Source organism: Caballeronia udeis (genome assembly GCF_001544555.2).
Classification (GTDB): Bacteria; Pseudomonadota; Gammaproteobacteria; order Burkholderiales; family Burkholderiaceae; genus Caballeronia; species Caballeronia udeis.
Genome location: NZ_FCOK02000019.1, coordinates 57242 through 78794, shown reverse-complemented (window position 1 = coordinate 78794; position 21553 = coordinate 57242). Strand labels below are relative to the sequence as shown.

Below are 21553 nucleotides of genomic sequence, written 5' to 3'. Positions count from 1 at the left end.
GTGATAATGACTTTCAGGTGACGCCCATGTGGTGCTCAGAGGGTCGTCTGCGCTCGCGGCAGTCCCCACGTCGGCGCGATTCGCCAGATCGCGAACGGTCGCGTGTTCGGGTCGAGGCGAATATGCTGCCGTCTGCCGCGCCACTCGAAACGTTCTCCGGTCATCTGGTCCTCCACGGCCAGCGCGTCCCATTCCTGCACGCCCCAATTATTCAACGTCTGCCAGGGCAGTTCCACGTCCGCGCCTTGTTCGTTGAACGGATCGAGATTGATCGCGACCAGCACGACGTTGTCGCGCGCCGCATTTGCCTTCTCGAAGAACAGGATGTTGTCATTATGAGCAGGAAGGAAGTTGACGCCGAGATGCGAATGCAGCGCCGGGTTTGCCTTCCTGATCCGGTTCAGCGCGGTAATTTCCCCGACGATATTTCCCGGCCGGTTCCAGTCCCAGGCCCGGATCTGATACTTCTCCGAATCGAGATATTCTTCGCTGTTCGGCAGCGCGGCAGCTTCGCAGAGTTCGAAGCCGCTATACACCCCCCATAGTCCTGACAATGTGGCCGCGAGCGCGGCGCGGATTACAAAACCGGCGCGGCCCGAGCGTTGCAGGAAGCGGGGGTTGATATCGGGTGTATTGACGAAGAAGTTCGGGCGGAAATAATCCCTCGCGTCCGTCTGCGTCAGGTCGTGCATGTATTCCAGGAAATCGCGCTTCGACTCGCGCCAGGTGAAGTACGTGTACGACTGCGAGAATCCAAGCTTGGCGAGGCGGTTCATCACGCGCGGACGCGTGAACGCTTCAGCCAGGAACATGGCGTCGGGATGACGCGAGCGTACGTCGCCAATCACCCATTCCCAGAACGGCATGGGTTTCGTGTGCGGATTGTCGACGCGGAAAATCTTCACACCCGCCGCGATCCAGAACAGGAATACGTCGCGCAATGCGAGCCAGAGTTCCGGCTTCGCGTCCTGCGCGTAGAAATCGGGATTCACGATGTCCTGATACTTCTTCGGCGGATTTTCCGCATAACGCAGCGTGCCGTCGGGGCGCCACGCGAACCACGTGGGATGCTCCTTCAGCCAGGGATGATCCGGCGAGCACTGCACGGCGAAATCGAGTGCGATTTCCAGGCCGTGCGCACGCGCGGCTTCCAGCATCTGCTTGAAGTCGTCCAGGTTGCCGAGTTCCGGGTGCAGGGCGTCGTGGCCCCCTTCCTTGCCGCCAATAGCGTACGGGCTGCCCACATCGCCGGGTAGAGCCGTCAGCGTATTGTTCTTGCCCTTGCGGTTCGCCACGCCAATGGGGTTGATCGGCGGGAAGTAAAGCACGTCGAAACCCATCTGGCGGATGCGCGGCATTTTGCTGATTACATCGACAAAAGTGCCGTGGCGGTTTTCGTCGTCGCTCATCGAGCGCGGGAAGATTTCGTACCAGCTTGCAAAGCGCGCGGCGGCGCGTTCAGCGTCGATGCGATACGTCACCGGATCGCGTGAAAGGAACGGCCGGTGCCGCGCCGCCTCGATCGCCTGCGCCGTTTCCGGTGCGAGCACCAACGCGAGGCGCGTGTCCGCATCGGCTTTGGCGAACTGCTTGACGATCCCTTCCAGCGGCTCCGTCTGCGCGCTTTCCGTGGTTTTTACCTCGGCCAGGATCAGCGCGAACAAATGCCGCGCTTCCTCGAGTTCGAGTTCAACCGTTTGCCCGGCCTTCAGCTTCTTCTGCATGTGATCGATCAGCGAAGCGAAGTCGTCGCGCCACGCGATCACCGTAAATTCATGGCGGCCTAGACGATCGAGCGGAATGTGCGTGGTCCACAGGTCGTTGCCCAGCGGAATGACAGGGACCATGGGCACTTCGTGCCAGTCGGTTTCATCGGCGCCGCGCCATTGCACGGCGGCCGCGATCTTGTCGTGGCCTTCGCCAAAAATCGCGGCGGTGATTTCAGCCGCTTCGCCCACGATCCGCTTCGCCGGAAAGCGCCCGTGATCGACCGATGGCGTCACGCTTTCGATCGCCACCCGCGGCGCGAGCAGCGCGTCGTTCACCGACTTCTTGTCGGCCGCTTTCGAGCCGCGCTTGACCTGCGGTTGCGCGAGCAGGATGGGCGGCTCGGCCGCGCCGCGCAGCAGGCGCACTTCGCCCGCTTGCAGCAGGAACGGCGCGAGCGGCAGCGGCGTTTCCGCCGTGTCCTCGTCAATTGGCCGGAAGCGCGTGAAGTTGCCCGGCGCGCCGTCCAGCAGATGGCGTGTATCGACATAAACCGGCGTGGTGAGATCCGGGTTGAGCACGATCAGCGCCGCTTCGGCCGCGATCCGCAGGTCCGGCCCGCTGCCGCGCAGGATGGCCGCGTAAGGCGTGCCCGCGCCAGTCAGCGCGCGCAGTTCGCCGGTGCTCGCCAGCGCCGCTGAGTTGCGTTGCAACGCGTTGGCATGCGCCACTTCCGTCGACACATTGAAGCGTGCTCCTTCCCTCGCGCGCCGGAATTCTTCCGCGCTGCCGTGGTTGTAGGTGAGCGGCTGCGTGAAGCCGTATTCGAACCCCATGGGCACGAGCAGGCCGGTGCCTATGCCCGCCGCCGTGTACAACGCGCGCCGGTAGGCGCGTTCGACCAGCGACGAGTCGCTGGTGTCAGGCAGATCGTGCAGCAGGCGCGAACCGTAGGGCTCTTCGGGGAATGCAATGGGCGGCGCGATGCGAAACAGCGCGGCGTGTTCATCGAAGAGCCAGTTGCTCTGGAAATCCCACCATCGCGACGATGAAAACACCGAGTCGAAACCGGCATCGGCGAGAGCGGCGAGGTCCTGGCGGCTGATACCGACGGTCCATGCGAGCCATTTTGTCTGCGGATGACGTTCGCGGACGGCCGCACCCAGCCTGCGCCATACGTGCGCCGGCACCTTGTGCGGCGCCTCGAAGCGAAAGCCGCCAATACCGGCATCGGCGAGCAGCATCAATTCGCGCGCCCACCATTCGGTGAGCGCCCGGGCCGCTTCGCCATCGCCGAAATTCGCGTGCGCCACGCTTTCTTCATGCGGCGCGTGACGCGGGTCGAGCCGGGCTTCAGCCGCTTCGAACGGATGAAACCAATGGCGGTTGTCACGGAACAAACCGCCTTCGGCGCTGACTTGGTCGAGCGTGATGTCCACCAGCACGCTCAGGCCGTGCCGGTTCGCCTGGCTGGCCAGCAGGCGCAACCCCTCACTCGCGGAGGCGTCCGATTCAAATACCGCGTTAAGTTTGTGATGGTCGGCTATGGCCTGTCGGTGGCCATTGCTGCCAGGCTGGAACGGTGATCCGATCAGGACATGATCGAAGCCCAGCGCGGCGGCATGTTCGAATTGTGCGGACCACTCAGGCAACGGTCCGACGAGAAGCGGGTCGATGAAATAGATTCTTGGGGCATACGCTTGAAGCATCTGATGGTGTTCCATCGGTCGTCTTTTCCAGTTCGTCCTGCTATGGCGTGGATGCGGGAAAACGCGATCGCGCTCAACCAGGCAATAAACCAAACCGCAAGAACGGCTACGGCAGACGAGCCTCAGACAGTCTTCAAAGCACCAGTTCCGGGGTGACGAATGCGGTAGGTATCGGCATCAGACGACATCAGACCTCGAGTCATCAGACGATACGCCGTTCGGTGCGGCGCCAGGGTCGCTCAAGGGACACAGCACGTAGCGTGCCGCACCTCTTCACGGTTCCCGGCGCATGTCGAAGCCTGAGCGTAGCTAGTGGTTCGCGACCCGCATGCGGGTTCAGGTCAGACGACATCCGCTAACGGTGCACTGCAATCCAGTGCACCGTTAGCGGCCAACCGTGTAACCGTACCATCGAACGGGGCAGTGTGGAACGTCAGGCGCTGCGTGCGACGAATTGCGCGTGTTCCGCTTCGCGGCGCTCGGCCCCGGCCACCGCCATGACCGGTACGGCCCGAACCTTGACCGGCAAGCGGCGCGTGCGCAACGGTGCTTTGGCAGGACGTGCATCGGTGAGACCCGCGTATAGCTGGACATATTTCGCTATCGCATGGTTCCATCCGTAGTCGCGCGCCATTGCGTTGCGTTGAAGCGTGCGCCATTGTTGCGGACGCATGAAGGCGTCGATGGCGCGCGTGGCCGCGGTGGTCATGTCGTGGACACGGTCGCCGTCGAAGAGGAAGCCGGTCGCCGGGCGCGAGGACGTTGCGCCCTCGAAGCCGCCGACGGGCGATGCCTGGAAAGCCTTGTGACGCCCCGAAGTGTCAACTGCTTCGGCCGCGTCCACGATCGTATCCGCCAGGCCGCCCACGCGCGACGCCACCGGCAACGTGCCATAACGCATGGCGTAGATTTGCGTGAGACCGCAAGGCTCGAAACGGCTGCCGTGCAGCAGGATGTCCGCGCCGGCATGCAGCACGTGCGCGCGGCGCTCGTCGTAACCTATATAGACGCCCACCCGATCCGGCCAGGTCTGCGCCAGCCGCTGGAACGCGGCTTCTATATGCGCTTCGCCTTTGCCGAGCACTGCAATCTGCAAACGCGGATAGCGTTTCAGCAGCGCGGGGATGGCTTCCACGGCGACATCGGCCATTTTCTGCGATGTCATCCGGCTGCCGAGCGCAATCACCGGCGCGAAGGGAGCGGGCGGCAGGCCGAATATCTGCTGCAGCTCGCGCTTGCAGGCGTGCTTGCCGCGCATATCGTCGAAACAAAAACGGCGGGCGATCATTGGATCCGTCTTCGGGTCCCAGGTATCCACATCGATACCATTGATGATTCCCGACAGCTTGCCGGCGCAACTTTGCAGCAGGCCTTCCATCAGGTGGCCGAAGCGCGGCGTGAGGATTTCGCGAGCATACGTTTCGCTGACGGTCGCGACGTGGTCGGCGTGGACAATGCCCGCTTTCATCAGACTCAATGCACCATAAAACTCGATGCTCGCCGGTTCGGTCAACGCCGGCACGAGCCATTTGGCAGGCACGCCGAGCGCTGCACCAAGCGAGAGCGAATAGTTGCCCTGGAACGCCAGATTATGGATCGTGAAAACGCTTTTTGCGTGCACGCCGGCCTGCTTCATCAAGAGCGGCGTGAGTCCTGAATGCCAGTCGTGCGCGTGCACGATGTCCGGCTTCTTGAACCCTCGAACGCCTTCGGCGATCTTCACCGCCGCCGCCGATAACGACGCGAAACGAATCGCATTGTCTTCGTAGTCGCGTCCTTTCGCGTCCTGATATAGGCCTTCGCGTGCATACAAACGATCCATGCGCAGCAGGATCACGGGCACGCCTGTGTCCGGCATGCGGCCGCGATACAGCGCGCCGTCTCCGCCGGGAAGCCCCGTCACTGAAGCAACCTTCTGCAATCCCTCCACCATCTGCAGCGCTTTCGGATAAGCCGGAATGAGGATCACGGCGTCGACTCCGGCTTCACGCAAGGCAGCGGCGTATGCGCTGACCATGTCACCCAGTCCGCCGGTTTTTGCTAGCGGTACCGCCTCGGAAGCGACAAGCAAGACGTTCAAGGACAAGGGTGACTCCTGACGTTTGATGGATGAAAAGCGATGGGATGCGCTCGGACCGGAAGGGTCGGTGCGCATACACCCGGTGCTTTTATCGGAAGGAAGAAGGGATGCCGGATAGCTAGAGCAAGGCGTGTGCCAAGTTCTTAGGAATCTGCAGAAATCGAAGGAAGGCGAGGAGCCCTGACAAGCGCCGGGATTGACGTCGGACGGCTATGGGGAGCCGTGTAAAAAAGCACGCGTTGCCGGCGGCGTTTTTACACGGGTTATCCAGGAATCGTTATACGAAAGACGGGACTGCCAATGCGCTAACGCATCAACGCAAAGAAATTGTCAGCCATCCAGACTAATTTATTCGATGACTTCATTCGATGCGGCAATTACGCCCGAAGCTGGTCAGCCATGGCGGCAATATTTGCTTCGCAAGTCTGCTCAAGGTCCAAGCAAACTGGCCGCCGTGTTGACACATAAACCGATCACCGCGGCATTAAAGAAGAATGACAGGACGGATTGCGCGAGCGCGGCTCGCCGGACTTCATTGGAGCAGAGCACGACATCCGACGTCTGCGATGCGACCGCGATCGTGAACGAGAAATAGAGGAAGTCCCAATAGTCCGGCTTGAGGTGTGCATCGGGAAATCTCAGCGATGTCTCGTCGCCCTCGGACTGATAGTAATGACGCGCGTAGTGCAGCGTGAAGATGGTCGGGATGAGGAACCATGCGCCCAGCATGGTGAACCCGGTCAGCAGATAGTGGAGCAACTGACCGCGCAAGCCGAGGTTCTTCGCCGCGGCCAGCTCGAACACAATGGCGATGAGGCTTGCTATGGCGGCCAGGCTGATGATGAGCAACACCATGCCCGCGTTCTCGTCCTCGCGTTCGGCAAGCTTCTGGACTTTGTCCTGATGCGCCCGCGCCATCTGAATCCATATAAGCACAAGATACAGCCATACGGTACTGTCCCATCCTATGAGGCCGCGCACGATCGGCGTGTGGTCATGTGGAACCAAAAGTGTCACGATTACACCAACCACGAGGGCAATGACTGCCCGCGGGCGATAGCGAAGTACTTGGGGAAGGAGATTCATTTTTATAGCGCTCTGGTTATGGCGTTAAGCTGGCGCGGCACGGTATCGTGCAAGCCATCGCAAGATGCTGGTGTCTCAGGTGCTTCGGGTGCCTCACGTGCTTCAGGTGCTTCAGGTGCCGCGATTATTGCCCGTGTGCCGTTCAATTGCCAGCAGGCCAAGGACTGGTCATTGACGGCTTCATCGTGCATGCTTCGGCCGCCTCAAGGTGCGCCTTAACCCTATTCGGGGGATATCGACAGGTGCAATCAATCATTGCCTCTCTGAACAACGCGAATTGGGATCTCACCACATGACACCACTCGACCACCCCATGGCGCGCGCACAGTCGGCTACCCGCCGGCGCTTTGTTCTTGGCGCGTGTGCATCAGCAGTCGCGCTCGCGTTTGCTTCCGCGGGTTTCGGTTTCCCAACATTATTCACCCAGGCTTTCGCCGATACCCCGCCTGCGGGTCTCGACGGCTTCCTGTTGCTCTCACGCAAACTGACTGGCCGAACAACCTTCGATCCTGCGCTGGCGCAGCGCGTGTATGACGCGCTGTCGAAGTCGGACAGCGACTTTGCGGGCAACGTGAGCGCCCTGAACGCATGGCTCGCGGCGCATGGCGGCGTGCCCTCGGATACGGTGACGCAGGCGCTCAAGGCGGATACGCCCAAGCTCGCCGTCACGGTCACCGCGATCATGCGGGCGTGGTACCTCGGCCTTGTCGGCGATGCCCCAAGCGTGAGCGTGGTTGCTTACGAGCGCGCGCTGATGTTCGATCCCGTCAACGACGTGCTGACCATTCCGTCGTATTGCCGCGACGTGCCGTTCTACTGGACGCAGAAGCCGCCTGGCGCGGCTTGAATCAACGCATCGAGATTGCAGCAGCAGGAACAGCATCAAGCCGGCGCGCTGCCTGAAAGCTCGATTGAAGCAAGATTGACAGCGCGACCGAAGCAAATAAAAACCTACCCTCACAGGACAACAAATGGCAAATTCGAATTCGGCCGATGTGGTGGTTGTCGGATCGGGGGTTGCGGGCGGACTCGTCGCGCATCAGCTCGCGACCGCGGGTGCATCCGTGATCCTGCTCGAAGCCGGGCCGCGTATTCCGCGCTGGCAGATCGTCGAAAACTTTCGCAACTCGCCGGCGAAATCCGATTTCGCTACACCGTATCCGTCAACGCCTTACGCCCCGCATCCCGAGTATTCGCCCGAGAATCACTATCTGGTCCAGAAAGGCGAGTACCCGTACGCGTCGCAATACTTGCGGCTGGTAGGCGGGACCACCTGGCACTGGGCCGCTGCCGCATGGCGCTTGCTGCCTGCCGATTTCAAGCTGAAGACGCTTTACGGCGTAGGTCGCGACTGGCCGATTCCCTATGAAACCCTCGAGCCCTGGTACTTCGCTGCAGAGGTTCAGCTTGGTGTGTCGGGTCCGGGGAGCAACGTCGATCTCGGTTCGCCGCGCTCCAAGCCGTACCCCATGGACATGCTGCCGCTGTCCTACATGGACCAGCGTTTCTCCGATGTCCTGAACGCCCAGTCCTTCCACGTCGTGCCGGAACCGGTCGCGCGCAACAGCCGTCCGTACGATGGCCGCCCGACTTGCTGCGGCAACAACAACTGCATGCCGATCTGTCCGATCGCGGCCATGTACAACGGCATCACGCACGCGGAGAAAGGCGAGCGTGCAGGTGCGAAGCTGATCGCGCAAGCGGTCGTCTACAAGATCGAAAGCGACGACAAAGGCCTGATCACCGCCGTCCATTACAAGGACCCGAACGGCAACAGCACGCGTGTCACGGGCAAGCTTTTCGTGCTTGCAGCCAACGGTATCGAAACACCCAAGCTGATGCTCCAGTCGGTCTCCGACAAGTTCAAGAGCGGCATAGGCAACAGTTCGGACCAGGTCGGCCGCAACCTGATGGATCACCCCGGCACCGGCGTGACCTTCCTCGCCAACGAGCCCATCTGGCCCGGGCGAGGGCCGATGGAAATGACCTCCGTGGTGAACTTCCGCGACGGTGCGTTCCGCTCCGAATACGCGGCGAAGAAGCTGCATTTGTCGAATGGCGTGCCCACCATGTCGGTCACGGCGGACCTGATCGCCAAGGGTGTGACCGGGGCGGAACTCGACCGGCAGATCCGCGACCGCGCGGCGCGCACGATGAACATCAACAGCTTCCACGAGCATCTGGCCGAACCGCAGAACCGCGTGATTCCATCGTCGGATCACAAGGATTCGCTCGGCATTCCGCAGCCCGAGATCTATTACTCGATCAACGACTACGTGAAGAAAAGCGCGGTGGACACGCATGCGCAGTACGCGCGGATTGCGGAATTGTTCGGCGGCACGGAGATCAGCTTCGACGACACATTCGCGCCGAACAACCACATCATGGGGACGACCATCATGGGCGCGGACCCGAAGGATTCCGTCGTCGATTCCGAATGCCGCACGCACGACCACGCGAACCTCTTCATTGCGGGCAGTGCGGTGATGCCGACGGCGGCGTCGGTGAATTGCACGCTGACGCTGTCTGCGTTGTCGCTGCGTCTTGCCGACAAGCTGAAGAAAGAACTTTGATTGCGCGCCGACGGAGATCCACGATGAAGAACCCCAAACCTCACGACGCGAAGACCCTTAAGAAACTTAACAAGCTTGACAAGCGCCTGGGCGGCGCGCTCGCCGCTCTTGCGCTCGCCATGACGGGCGTGAGTTTCAACACGCTGGTTCAGTCGGCGCACGCGCAGACTGCCGCGACTGAGCCCATGGTCGTGCAGCGCGACACGCTGGCCGGCGCGGAGCTGATCAAGCGGGGCGAATACCTTGCGCGCGCGGGCGACTGCGTGGCGTGCCATACCGCCGACAAAGGCCGTCCGTTCGCGGGCGGTCTGCCGATCAGCACGCCGTTCGGGACCATCTATACGCCGAATATCACCAGCGATCCGGATACCGGCATTGGCCGCTGGAGCGACGCCGACTTCCTGCGCGCGATGCATGAGGGTATTGGCAAGGGCGGTGAGCGTTTGTATCCGGCTTTCCCCTACGCCGAATACACGAAGGTCACGGACTCTGACGTGCTCGCGATCCGTGCTTATCTGAATACGCTTACGCCGATCCGCTACACACCGCCGCGCAACGAGCTGTCGTTTCCGTTCAACCAGCGCTGGCTGATGGTGTTCTGGAACATGTTCAATTTCAAGGAAGGCCGCTTTGTGCCCGACCCGCAGCAGAGTGCGGAATGGAATCGCGGTGCTTATCTGGTTGGGGGGCTGGCGCATTGCGAGGAATGCCATACGCCGCGCAACCTGACACAGGGCCTGAAGACCAGCGAGCGCTTCAGCGGCGCCGAACTATCCGGCTGGCACGCGTTCAACATCACGCCGGACAAGAACGCGGGCATTGGCGGATGGACTGACGAGCAGCTGACGCAATATCTCGCGACCGGGGTGGCCCATGGCCGGGCGAATGCGGCCGGCCCGATGGCGGATGTGGTGCAGAACAGCACGCAATACATGACGCCTGAGGATTTGCGTTCAATGGTGGTGTACCTGCGTTCAGTGCCGGCGCAGAGCGGCGGCGACATCCGTCCGCGCGATTCCTTCGGCAAGCCCACCAATGCCGACATCACCGCGATGCGTGGCACGGCGATCAGCGGCGTGAATGGCGCGCAATTGTTTATCGCCAACTGTGCAACGTGTCATAGCTGGACGGGCGAGGGGCGAGGCGGCAATGCGCCGGGCGCGTATCCGTCGCTGATTCATAACAGCGTGGTCGGGGCATCGGCAGCTAATAACCTGACCATGGTCATGCTGCACGGCGTGAGCCGTCAGACGAAGGACGCCAATGTGTTCATGCCCGCGTTCGCGAATGAACTCAGTGATGAGCAGATTGCCGCCATCAGCAATTATGTGACGAAGACGTTTGGCAATCCGCAGTCGACGACCTCCGCCGATCAGGTCGCCAAACTCCGCTCAACACCGCAATAAATACAGTGTGATCGAGCCTGGCACGGCTGGCACGGCAATTATTGCCGTGCCAGGCTGATCGTGTTGCGCATCGGCAGTGGCCGTTCCAGAATGTGGGTGGATAATCTGTTGGAAAGCGAGTTGGCGCGCATAACTGTGCGTTTCGTAAGATTAAGATTGCTGCCATGACTGCTTCTACTTCCCCCGTCGTTTGCTGGCATCCGGCGAACAAAGTTGGCCGTGACCTCGTGGTTGGCGATTTGCACGGCTGTGTCGACGCGCTGCGTTATCTGCTTAGCGAAATTGCTTTCGATGGTTCGCGTGATCGCCTTTTCTCCGTGGGTGATCTGGTCGATCGCGGCAGCGATTCGCTGGCAGCAATTGATCTGCTCGATAAACCGTGGTTTTACCCCGTGCTTGGCAATCACGAAGATGCGCTGTGCGCGGTTGCTGCAGGCAAGATGCAACGCCACATGTGGTACTCGATTGGCGGGGCGTGGGCGGCGAACCTGCCCGATGAACAACTGAAGGCAATCGCCGCGAAGCTGGCGAGTGTTCCGTTGGTGCGAATTGTCGGCGATGGTCCGACGCGGTTCAACGTGCTGCACGCGGAGTTTTTCGGCAGCGACGCCGATCTGGAAGTGGCGTATTTCCCCGACGATGTCCGCCAGCAGATGTTGTGGGGCAGGTCGCTTGCGCTCGGGACGGGGAAGGCTGCGTGGCAGCGGGGGTTATCGCCCACTTATTGCGGCCACACGCCCATGAAGGCGATCAAGCAGATCGGGTCGCAGATTTTTATCGACACGGGCGCTTATACCGACGACGGGCGGCTCACCATTGTCGAGGCCGGCACGGAGCGGCGCTGGTCGGTCAAGCAGGGTTGGGCAAGTGCCGAGGGCGCGCGGGAGTTGGCATTGCCGTAGGAATGGGCTTTGCTGGGATCCCCTCGAATCGAGCGAGATCTCAAGCGAGGCGCGCAGTGACAGCATCCCAGGACCAACAACCGCAGAGCGATATCAAGGGCTGCCCCGAAGACCTGCCGCCAGGTCTTCGCTACGTCGATGACTCCCGCCCCGGCTACACGCGCGAGTGGAAAAACGGCGCCTTCGTCTATTTCAACACCCAGGGCAATCCTCTCTGCGATGACGCCGACGTCAAGCGCATCAACGCACTCGCCATTCCGCCCGCTTACACCAACGTCTGGATCTGCCCTGACTCACGTGGCCACCTGCAAGCCACCGGCCGCGATGCCCGTGGCCGCAAGCAATATCGATATCACCCGCACTGGCGCGAAACCCGCGACGCGACCAAATATGAACGGATGCTGGCGTTCAGCGCTGTATTGCCGAAATTACGCGCACGCGTTGCCCGCGACCTCGAACTTGAAGGCATGCCTCGCGACAAGGTCCTGGCCACCGTGGTCAGGCTTCTGGACACCACGCTGATTCGCGTTGGCAGCGAAGAATACGCGCGCGACAATAAATCGTACGGACTCACCACCCTGCGCAAGAAACACCTGAGCGTCAAATCCGGCACGCTGCGTTTTCAGTTCCGCGGCAAAAGCGGGATTGAACACGATGTCTCGGTGAGCGACCCGCGCGTTGCCAGGATCGTGAAGCGCTGCATGGACCTGCCCGGTCACGACCTGTTCCAGTACCTCGATGCAAACGGCGAACGCCACAGCATCAATTCCTCGGATATCAACGACTACCTCCACGACATCACCGGCGCCGACTTCACCGCGAAGGACTACCGGACCTGGGCTGGCAGCGTGTTCGCGCTGGCTGCGCTGCGCAAGCTGGCGTGGGAAACCGTGACGGAAGCGCGCAAGCATGTGGTCGGCACGATCAAGGAAGTATCGAAGATATTGCGCAACACGCCTGCCGTGTGCCGCAAATGCTATGTCCATCCAGCGGTGATCGAAGCGTTCGAGGCGGGTGAACTCGCCGATGCAATGCCGTCGTCGCGCCGCTCCGGCCTGAAGTCCGACGAAGCGATGCTTGCCATTTTTCTGCAGAAAGACGCGAAGCGCCGCGCTCGGGAAGCAGCGCGCAGCCGTAAGGGACAAGCGAACGGGGCCGATCCTCGGCTCGCCCGGTTGCTCGCCAGGTCCAGTCAAAAGGCGAAAACGGCGGCGCTCAAGAACTCGTCGGAGGACGTCGGGATGGAGGCGCTGGCGGCGGTATCGAAGGGCGCTGCAGCGAAAAACGCATCGACAGCAGCATCGACAGCCGCACGCCCCGCGACCAAGAGGATCGCGCGCGTGCGGTCAGCGACGGCGGTGGCTATCGGCTAGTGTGGCTAGCCGACCTTGCTCATCTCGAAGACGTTGGTCACCGCCTCGCCATTCCACTCGTATTCCAGATACGCGGCGTGATGGCAATCGCGCAACAGGGTGGTGCGGAAAGCGGCGAGGCATTCGCCGCCGTCATCCCGCACCGACGGATACGCGATCCCCGGTGCGCCCGCTTCCCGCGCAGCCCGCCCCAACGCTTGGCCCGCGACGTAACTGGATGGTGAAAGAATCGCCGGATCGAGCGCGGCTTGTTCCAGCCGACCCTTGCATAGATCGACGACATCACCTTGCGCCACCACCGTGTAGAGCCGCATCTGCTGACGCAGCGGCGCTTGTTTGGTGTCCGCCAGAAACAGCGCCGAGTGATACCGCGTTTCCTCAATCGCGGTGCGCCGGTCGCGCGCGCAATAAAACACGCCGTAGCTGCCATCGGAGAAACGGCTGCCGTTCGGGTTCAGATGGGTGAAGGCTGCCATGATCGGCCCGTAACCGGCGCCGAACTGACGCTCGGCGACCGGCACCAGATCCAGGTCACCCACTTCCGTGCGCAAGCGGTCATTTGTCATGGCCTCGAGCGCGTAAAGAGCATCGAAATCCTGGGGCGACGCAACCCGGTCGAACAGATTGACGGCGGGAAAACGCGTGGGAATCACCCGGTAAGCCGGCGACCAATTGAGGGCGGCGTGTGGCCAGTCGGCGTGCCAGTCGTTTTCAGCTTGCGGCAGATTGGATAGATCGCTCACGCCCAACCGCCTCGCATCGCATCAAGATATTGGCGAACCGCCACGAGATCGCTCACGTTGCCCGCGAGCATGCGGTCAAGCGCGCGCCGTCCGCCAAATGGCGGCGCGGTATTCGTGCGTTTGATCCAGCCATCCGCGGCTTCGGCTTGCGGCAACAGGATCTGCAACGCCTTGTAAATGCCGAGAATCAGTGAAAGCCGCTCGAGCGTGTCTCGCCCGAGACGCGCTGTTTGCGGCGTGGCTTTCCACTTGAAGAACGTGGACCGCCCGGGGGAACCGAGCAGGATGATCTGCTCATCGGCTGACAGCGCCCAGTCGCGCGCGATATTGAAAAACGCCCGCAAGCCCGCCGCGGACATGTCAGCGATGGAAGGCTGTGGCGTAGGGATGGAGCGCGGGACGCGTTGAACACGTGACATACGAAAAGTCTCGTTAAGAACTTGATTCATATATTAGTCCATTTGTGGACTATATCAAGTTTTAATCGAGACTCGGCGATGTGTCCGTGCTTGCGTCTGTGCCTGCTTGGGGGCGGAGTTGAAAACTGCCGCGGCCGGTATTTAATTCGCTCCGGGAAGCGTCATTCCTGCACGGTCGCGTCGGAATCCGTAGGGCCGTAACGACGTCCCGACACGTGAGCGCGCAATACTTCCGCAATCTCGGATGTAGTGAACTCTGCCGGCACGACGCTCAATTGACTGCATGGATCGCTTTTGCGCGCCCATTCAACCATTCGATACGGTTTGCCCCACGGTCTTTCCACTGCCTCGGATAGCCGGCATTCATGCAGTGGCAGGGCGTGTTCGGTTTTCATCGTGGACTTGATGTTCTGAAACGATGCGCTGGCGGCCATGACGTGTCCTCGCGGTGAAAGCCCTGACTAAAAGCCGCCATTGGCGGCGGCGATAAAAGCTCGCGTTTGTAATGTGCCCTCAGACAATTAAGTGCAACTTAAAACCAGACGGGTTTACGTGCACACTGGACATTGCCGCACGAATGCTTTTCCGTCGCGTGGCATTACTGTATATTCATACAGGTGAGTGCTTTTGCATGGACACGAAACATGAACAGTCATTCTTCTGCTGAAGCGGCCGCGCTCGCGCGTTACGTGCAGGCCACCCGCGCGGTTTCGGCCGCATTTGACGCCACGCGCCACGAACCGGAACTGGACGCGGACGGCCGCACAGTCGCGTTGGCGCTGCAACGGCTGGATAGCGCGCTGCTTGAACTCGACACATCGCAGCGTTCACTGGACGCTATACTTTCGCGCGCTGGTGGGCACTGAACAATCTGGAGCACTTGCTGTGAGACCTGTTTTATCCACACTCTCTTCGAACATCGTGCTGGCGGTTCTGGCCGGATTCATGGGTTTGAGCTCGTTTGCGGCTGCGGCGGCAGAGCGATACGTCGAAGTCTGGAATCCGCCCGAAGCGCAGATGCATAAATCGAAGGTGAAACCGCGCGGTGTGCAGTCTGCGCAGGTAAAGAAAAAGCGCAAGAGCGGCCCGGCCGTCAAGCAGGTCGCCGATAAAACCAACATCGCGCCACCGGCGCTCACGCCTGCTCCGGCGAATCCGGGACACGCGAAAACGGCGCCCAGAGGGACGGACTCAACGCCGCGCCTGCCACCGCTGATCGGACCGGACGGACGTGTCTTGCGCGTGTGATTCCGCGAGTCTAGTGCGTTGATATTGCCTGCACAGCGGCCATCATTCTAGAAAGCCGCCCGCACGACCCCACCGTCCACTCGCAGCGCAGCGCCATTCGTGGCCGACGCCGCTTCCGAGCACACATACACCACCATATTTGCCACTTCTTCCGTCGTGGCAAAACGCTTGAGCAGCGAACTCGGCCGCGCCGTTTCGAAGAAGCCTTTCTCGAACTCCGCGAACGACTTGCCGCCCAGGCCCTTCGCGGCCATTTCGTCGAGACCGTCGGAATGCGTCGGCCCAGGCAATACCGCGTTCACCGTCACGCCCGTGCCCGCGCAGTGTTCAGCAAGTCCGCGCGACAACCCCAGTTGCGCCGTCTTCGTCACGCCGTAGTGAATCATCTCGACGGGAATCTGGATACCGCTCTCGCTGCTGATGAACACCACGCGGCCCCGGTTCTTCGCTTTCATCTTCGGCAGATACGCGCGTGTCAGCCGCACGCCCGACATCACGTTGGTATTGAAGAAACGCAGCCATTCGTCGTCCGGAATTTCCTCGAACGGCTTTAGATCGAAGATGCCGAGGTTATTCACCAGTACATCGACGGCCGGATAGCGCGCAACCAGCGCGTCAATCTGGCTGGCGTCAGAGAGATCGCCGGCGAAGCCTTCCACGTTCGCGCCGGGCACGTCGGTGCGAACCTTCGCAAGGGCCTCATCGACGGATGCCTGCTTGCGCCCGTTCACGATCACGCGCGCACCTTCACGCGCCAGTCCGGTGGCAATGGCAAGACCAATGCCTTTGGTCGATCCCGAGACGAGCGCGAGTTTGCCTTCCAGGTGGAGATCCATGAAATGCGTACTCCTTGATTAGCGGATATTGGTGAGCTGCCAGCAGCCAATGAAAACCGCCTGCCACAAGGGATGCTCTCCTTCCGGCAGGCGGCTGACGTACCCCTGATCGACTTATGACTCTACAGTCGCCCCATGAGCACCAGCACGATCACAATGATTACCACCACGCCCAGGATCCCGCTTGGGCCATACCCCCAGCTACGGCTGTGCGGCCATGAAGGAAAAGCGCCGAGTAGCAGCAGGATCAACACGACAAGCAAGATTGTTCCGATCATTTCAGTCCCCCTGATTTATTAAAGTCTGCTGACGAGTGAATGGCGATGCCGCGTGCGGTGCGGCGTGAGTATCGGCGTTTGCTTCCTTTCATGTCCGCAGTGCCAATACCCTCGCGATTACCGCTTTCGTTTAGCAAGCGCTGTGCCTATCGCGGCAAAGCATGTGGGGCGGGGAAGGTGGCCGAGGGAATAACAAAAAGCCGACTGGGTCAGCTCACCAGTCGGTAAATTCTGCGAGTGCGTGAGCGGTTTGAAAAAACCGCTCACGTGCTGACGTGCAACGGGCTTATAACCGCGTTTGGCAAAGCCCGCCCATAGTGCTGTTCAGGACTCGCTTAGAAGAGCCCGCGGAACACCCAGAACAAGCCCGCAGCGAGTGCGATCGAAACCGGCAATGTGAGGATCCATGCAAGCGCGAGGCTGCGCACGGTACGCCATTGGAGCCCTGAACCGTTCGCCGCCATGGTCCCCGCCACGCCCGAGGACAGCACGTGGGTCGTACTGACCGGCAGGCCGTAGACGTCCGCGGCGCCAATGGTCAGCATCGCAACCAGTTCCGCCGACGCCCCTTGTCCATACGTCAAATGGGTCTTGCCGATACGTTCGCCAACCGTCACCACGATCCGCTTCCAGCCCACCATCGTGCCAAGGCCAAGCGCCACGGCCACCGCCACTTTCACCCAGGTCGGAATGAACTTGGTCGAATGGTCGAGCTGGCCCTCGAAGTTCTTGAGCACGGCGGCGTCGTCGGCGGCGAAAGCGGGCGCCTTTTGCTTGCCCATCAGGCGCAGCGCTTCAGAGGCCACGTACATGTTGTTGCGCACGTTGTTCACGATGTTTTGCGGCACGGTCGCCATCGACGACGAAGGCCCGACCTGTGTGTCGATGATATCGGTGAGCTGCTTGAGCGCGACCACGGTGTCCGGCTCGACTGTCTTGGTCTGCACGTAGCGCTGCACGATTGCACGCGGGTCGGCAACGGGCGCGGCGCCGTTGGTGTACTTGCCGAGCACTTCGGACGCGTGATGGCCGACCGACAGGAAGGTCTGCGTCTCGGCGGGTGTGACGGCCTTGTTCAGCGCATAGGCGGTCGGCACCGTGCCGATCAGGATCAGCATGATGAGGCCCATGCCTTTCTGGCCGTCGTTGGAACCGTGCGCGAACGACACGCCGGTGCAGGTCAGGATCAGCAGGCAGCGGATCCAGAACGGCGGCGGCGTGTTTTTCTTCGGCTCTTTATACAGCGCGGGTACGCGCACCACGAGCTTCATCACGTACAGCAGCAAACCCGCCAGGATGAAACCGACCACCGGCGAGAACAGCAGCGATTTGCCCACCGCAAGCGCCTGGCCCCAGTCGACGCCCGAGGTTCCCGACGGACCGTGCATCATCTGGTTCATCAACCCGACGCCGATCACCGAGCCGATCAGCGTATGGGAGCTCGATGACGGAATGCCGAGAGCCCAGGTGCCGAGATTCCAGATGATCGCGGCGATCAGCAGCGCGAAGACCATTGCGAAACCCTGCGACGTGCCCACGCCAAGGATCAGTTCGACCGGCAGCAGTTGCAGGATGCCGAACGCCACTGCGCCGCTCGATACCAGCACGCCGGCGAAATTCCATATGCCCGACCAGACGACGGCGAGGTTCGGCGCGAGCGAATGCGTGTAGATGACGGTGGCGACGGCGTTTGCCGTATCGTGGAAACCATTTACGAATTCGAACCCAAGCGCGATCATCAATGCGACGCCGAGCAGGACGTAAGGCAGTATTGAAGACTGTCGGACCGACTCCAGGTCCTGCACCAGATGCGTCACGCAATAGACAATGCCAATGCCAATCACGACCAGGAATATCGGCATGCTCAGCCGGCGTCCGAGCGATGGGGGTCCGTTGCTGTCGTTACTGTCGGGTAGAGTCAAGTCAGGCATGGAACGTCCTTTGAGCTAGAGGCTGCGCGTGTACGGAAAGGGGATTCAGGCGTAAATAGACACAGACGAGACACAGACGAGACGCAGGCAAGGCGTTGCTTCTGGTTACGGCGTTGGCCATGTTTGCACAGGCTTTATGGCGTTTTGATGACATTTGAAAGGATTGAAATTTGTCTGAACTGAAGTAGTGGTTTGCGGCTTGCTGCCAGGCCAGGGGCGCCGCTCATGATGGAGAGGTTATGTTGCAACTCGTCGAGTTGAGGATGGTTTCCCTTGATGCACCGAATGGTCTGCCGGACGAGGCGCTGGCGCGACTAAGCCGTTTCGCCACGGCGCGCCGGACGGATTTCGTGCAGCGAACGCGAAAAGCCGGGATAAATCTGGCGGAGTGGGAAGTCAGGATCGAGGTGCACGACGACCATCGGGTTTTCGTCGCGTTGCAGCGTGACTGGCCGCTGGTCCAGCGGATTGAAACCGAGGCAGGGCCTTTTGACACGCTGCATGCGTGGATCAAGTCGGAAGCAGCGCTGACTGATCTGAAGACCCTGCTCGACGATGCCGGCTTCAACTTGAGCGAGGCCACCGAGACGGCGATCGTCGAGTGGGATACGCCCGGCGAGATGGATACCGGTGTGCACGTGCGTGCCACGCTGCGGCTTGATACGGGTCGCCCGGCAATGCTGACGCTGATGGCCGTTCCCGATGCGCGCGAGGCGCTGTTCGCGACCGCGCATGAGATTGTGGAGACGCTGCCGTTCCTGATTGTGCCGATCGCTTTCGACAACATCCTGCGCGAGCCGGTCAAGGCCCGCAAGCTGAAGTTGCCGAAAGACGCCAGTCCGACTGATGCCTTCGTCGAGATCGGCAAGTCCGTTGCGGCGCAATGGTTCGGCAACGACGCCGCGTCGCGCGGCGGGCTCGAGGTGGAACACGTGCATCAGTTGCGGGTGGCCCAGCGCCGCTTGAAGACGGCGCTCAAGCTTTTCCCTGAATGGGTCGATGACACCTGGACCACCCGGATCGCGCCCGACCTGAAATGGTTCGGCGACTTGCTGGGCGATGCCCGCGACTGGGACGTCTTCACCGACACCACGCTTGCCGCCTACGCGGCATCCGATGACCCGCAGCACAAGGACGCGTGGACACCGACGCAAAGCGCCGCCGATACCAACCGTGACGCCGCCCGACAGCGTCTGCAGGACGCGATGAATTCCCCGCGCTACGCTCGGCTCGCACTGTCGTTTGTCGAGTGGTTCAGCACGGTGGAGGCGCCGCCGGACCAGGCGGACCAGACGCTCGCCACGTATGCGCAGAAGTGCATCACGAAGCATTATCGGAAGATCGAGCGCGCACCGGATCTCACCACGCTTGATGCGGCCACGCGGCACAAGGTGCGGATTCACGCCAAGCGCTTGCGTTACGCGCTCGAATTCTTCGCCTCGCTGCTCACCAGGAAGACCCATAAGGAAGTGGAAGAGGCATTGGGAAATTTGCAAAGCGTGCTGGGTGAAGGCAACGACGCGGCCGTCGCCGCTCAGCGCCTGGCCGATCTGGACGAAGCCGGTGATTTCCAGAAGGGTTTGGCGAAGGGCTTTGCCGTCAACGCGCAACGGATGAGCGCGGTGGAAGGCGAGCGCATCCTGCGCAAGATAAAACCGCCGCGGATCAAGTGAGCGAATGCATCGATATAATCGTCGCACTCTCTTATCGCACTGCTCCGCGCTCGCCCCATGACCGACGAATCCCGTAGTACACCGCACGATACCATCGAAGTGGCCGGTTCAGTCTGGCTTCGCAGCGGGGAGGCTACGCTCGGCGGCGCGGCGCGCATCGCGTTGCTCGCGGCCATCCAGCAGACCGGTTCGATCACGGGCGCGGCGAAGGCCGTCGGTATGAGTTACAAGGCGGCTTGGGACGCTATCGACACCATGAACAACCTCGCCGGCACCACGCTCGTCGTGCGTGCCACGGGCGGCAAGGGCGGCGGCGGGACCACGTTGACGGCGAAGGCGCTGAGACTGATCGATACCTATCGGGTTATCGAACGGGAGCACCAGGCCTTTCTCGAACGGGCGGGCGCGGCTATTGAGGGTTTCGCGCAGGACTGGCGACTTATTGGACGAATCGGAGTGAAGACAAGCGCACGCAACCAGCTGTTCGGCACGGTCAGCAAAATCACGCGCGGTTCCGTCAACGACGAAGTTGAACTCGCGTTGCCCGGCGGTCAGTCGATAGTCGCCGTGGTCACGCATGAAAGCACCGGGTCGCTCGGTCTCAAGGAGGGCGTCGAGGCGTTCGCGCTCGTGAAGGCGTCGTGGGTGATGCTCATGGTCGACGAAGGCAAGGAGTCCGCCGCACCCGTGCGGATCTCGGCGCGAAACCAGTTGCGCGGCAAGGTGTCCAGCGTGACGCCGGGCGCGGTGAACGCGGAGGTATCGCTGGCGCTGGACGACGCCACCACCGTGACGGCCATCATTACCAACGAGAGCGTCGCAACGCTCGGCTTGGTGGAGGGTCAGGCGGCTATCGCGGCGTTCAAGGCGTCGAGCGTGATTCTCGGCGTGACGGACTAAGGGCGTCGAGCGCCTCGTCCGGTTGCACGAGGCCCTCTCGCAAACTCACGACCTGATCGCCGAACATGGCGACGTCGTCGGGATCGTGCGTGATGAGCACCATTGGAATGTCCAGGCGGCTTTGAAGGTCGGCCAGTTCCTGGCGCATGCGCTGGCGCAGGGCCATGTCGAGCGCTGAAAAAGGCTCGTCGAGCAACAGCAATTTCGGATGCGGAACCAGCGCGCGCGCCAACGCAACCCGTTGCTTTTGCCCACCCGATAATTGCGCCGGAAATTGCCGCGCGACCTGGGTCAGATCGAACGCCTTCAGCCAGTAGTCCACATCGGCGTGAGCAACGTGCCTCGACGGATTCCACCAGCCGCGCTTCAGGCCGAAGGCAATGTTCTGGCGCACGTTCAGGTGCGGGAACAGAGCGTAGTCCTGGAACAGGTACGCGATCCGGCGTGCTTGCGGACTCAGGTCAACAGCGGTGGCTGTATCCAGCAGCGTGGTTCCATTCAGCATAATCTCGCCCTCGTCCGGCGTGATCAGGCCCGCGATGGTTTGCAGCGTCAGGCTTTTGCCTGCGCCCGACGGGCCGAACAGCACGATGCGCTGGCTGGTCGAACGAAACGCAATATCGAGCATGAAATCGCGCTCGGGCGTGACGAAATGCTTGCGCAGGCGGACGGTCAGGGCGGTCATGGTG

19 protein-coding genes are annotated in these 21553 nt (G+C 61.4%); 9 read left to right on the top strand and 10 right to left on the bottom strand.

The genetic code is table 11. From position 1 onward, the window contains the following. Positions 1-35: 35 nt before the first annotated feature. The 3 genes from AWB69_RS15855 to AWB69_RS15845 all read right to left on the bottom strand — a co-directional run bounded on the left by AWB69_RS15855 (position 36) and on the right by AWB69_RS15845 (position 6582). Positions 36-3431 (bottom strand): maltotransferase domain-containing protein, encoded by a 3396-nt coding sequence (locus AWB69_RS15855; protein ID WP_063977821.1) that lies wholly within the window; start codon positions 3429-3431, stop codon positions 36-38. Positions 3432-3849: 418 nt separating this feature from the next. Beyond that, entirely contained in the window at positions 3850-5502 is a 1653-nt protein-coding gene (glgA, locus tag AWB69_RS15850; protein ID WP_062086279.1) for a glycogen synthase GlgA, read from the bottom strand. Between the two features lie 423 nt (positions 5503-5925). Next, positions 5926-6582: a DUF1345 domain-containing protein gene (locus tag AWB69_RS15845; RefSeq protein WP_062086277.1), complete on the bottom strand. Its 657-nt coding sequence runs from the start codon at positions 6580-6582 to the stop codon at positions 5926-5928. A 292-nt stretch (positions 6583-6874) separates the two neighbouring features. On the opposite strand from AWB69_RS15845, the gene AWB69_RS15840 reads away from it, so the two are divergent. The 5 genes from AWB69_RS15840 (at position 6875) to AWB69_RS15820 (ending at position 12836) form a co-directional block, all read left to right on the top strand. After that, positions 6875-7429: a sugar dehydrogenase complex small subunit gene (locus AWB69_RS15840; RefSeq protein WP_062086275.1), complete on the top strand. Its 555-nt coding sequence runs from the start codon at positions 6875-6877 to the stop codon at positions 7427-7429. Positions 7430-7553: 124 nt separating this feature from the next. Beyond that, positions 7554-9155, top strand: coding sequence for a GMC family oxidoreductase (locus tag AWB69_RS15835; protein ID WP_062086273.1), 1602 nt, complete (start codon positions 7554-7556; stop codon positions 9153-9155). A 185-nt stretch (positions 9156-9340) separates the two neighbouring features. Next, positions 9341-10561, top strand: a complete 1221-nt coding sequence (locus tag AWB69_RS15830; RefSeq protein WP_407923042.1) for a c-type cytochrome — start codon at positions 9341-9343, stop codon at positions 10559-10561. A 164-nt stretch (positions 10562-10725) separates the two neighbouring features. After that, the gene (locus AWB69_RS15825) at positions 10726-11463 is read left to right on the top strand and encodes a metallophosphoesterase (RefSeq protein ID WP_062086268.1); all 738 of its coding nucleotides are present in this window, start codon (positions 10726-10728) and stop codon (positions 11461-11463) included. 56 nt (positions 11464-11519) lie between these two features. Continuing rightward, positions 11520-12836: a DNA topoisomerase IB gene (locus AWB69_RS15820; RefSeq protein ID WP_062086266.1), complete on the top strand. Its 1317-nt coding sequence runs from the start codon at positions 11520-11522 to the stop codon at positions 12834-12836. Between the two features lie 5 nt (positions 12837-12841). Here the strand turns inward: AWB69_RS15820 and AWB69_RS15815 are convergent, their stop codons facing one another. From AWB69_RS15815 to AWB69_RS15805, 3 genes are all read right to left on the bottom strand, one after another. Further along, the gene (locus AWB69_RS15815; protein WP_407923041.1) at positions 12842-13579 is read right to left on the bottom strand and encodes an RES family NAD+ phosphorylase; all 738 of its coding nucleotides are present in this window, start codon (positions 13577-13579) and stop codon (positions 12842-12844) included. Further along, entirely contained in the window at positions 13576-13998 is a 423-nt protein-coding gene (locus AWB69_RS15810; RefSeq protein ID WP_062086265.1) for an MbcA/ParS/Xre antitoxin family protein, read from the bottom strand. The genes AWB69_RS15815 and AWB69_RS15810 overlap by 4 nt, the downstream gene beginning before the upstream one ends. A gap of 161 nt (positions 13999-14159) precedes the next feature. Then, positions 14160-14432, bottom strand: coding sequence for a DUF2866 domain-containing protein (locus tag AWB69_RS15805; protein WP_062086264.1), 273 nt, complete (start codon positions 14430-14432; stop codon positions 14160-14162). Between the two features lie 210 nt (positions 14433-14642). On the opposite strand from AWB69_RS15805, the gene AWB69_RS15800 reads away from it, so the two are divergent. Together AWB69_RS15800 and AWB69_RS15795 are read left to right on the top strand one after the other, a co-directional pair. Further along, a complete protein-coding gene (locus AWB69_RS15800) occupies positions 14643-14864 on the top strand; it encodes a hypothetical protein (protein ID WP_062086262.1) in 222 nt (73 codons plus the stop codon). A gap of 19 nt (positions 14865-14883) precedes the next feature. Continuing rightward, complete coding sequence (locus AWB69_RS15795) at positions 14884-15246, top strand: hypothetical protein (RefSeq protein WP_231937123.1); 363 nt, start codon at positions 14884-14886, stop codon at positions 15244-15246. Positions 15247-15293: 47 nt separating this feature from the next. Here the strand turns inward: AWB69_RS15795 and AWB69_RS15790 are convergent, their stop codons facing one another. From AWB69_RS15790 to AWB69_RS15785, 3 genes are all read right to left on the bottom strand, one after another. Then, positions 15294-16082, bottom strand: a complete 789-nt coding sequence (locus AWB69_RS15790) for an SDR family NAD(P)-dependent oxidoreductase (protein ID WP_062086258.1) — start codon at positions 16080-16082, stop codon at positions 15294-15296. 122 nt (positions 16083-16204) lie between these two features. Further along, complete coding sequence (locus AWB69_RS45465) at positions 16205-16360, bottom strand: DUF3309 family protein (protein WP_064505236.1); 156 nt, start codon at positions 16358-16360, stop codon at positions 16205-16207. Positions 16361-16695: 335 nt separating this feature from the next. After that, on the bottom strand, positions 16696-18291 hold the full coding sequence (locus tag AWB69_RS15785) for an inorganic phosphate transporter (protein WP_062086256.1): 1596 nt from the start codon (positions 18289-18291) through the stop codon (positions 16696-16698). Positions 18292-18530: 239 nt separating this feature from the next. On the opposite strand from AWB69_RS15785, the gene AWB69_RS15780 reads away from it, so the two are divergent. Both AWB69_RS15780 and AWB69_RS15775 read left to right on the top strand, forming a co-directional pair. Beyond that, a complete protein-coding gene (locus AWB69_RS15780; protein WP_062086254.1) occupies positions 18531-19964 on the top strand; it encodes a CHAD domain-containing protein in 1434 nt (477 codons plus the stop codon). A 57-nt stretch (positions 19965-20021) separates the two neighbouring features. Next, complete coding sequence (locus AWB69_RS15775) at positions 20022-20864, top strand: TOBE domain-containing protein (RefSeq protein ID WP_062086252.1); 843 nt, start codon at positions 20022-20024, stop codon at positions 20862-20864. Here the strand turns inward: AWB69_RS15775 and AWB69_RS15770 are convergent. Continuing rightward, on the bottom strand, positions 20827-21549 hold the full coding sequence (locus tag AWB69_RS15770; protein WP_062086250.1) for an ABC transporter ATP-binding protein: 723 nt from the start codon (positions 21547-21549) through the stop codon (positions 20827-20829). The genes AWB69_RS15775 and AWB69_RS15770 overlap by 38 nt on opposite strands. Positions 21550-21553: the final 4 nt, after the last annotated feature.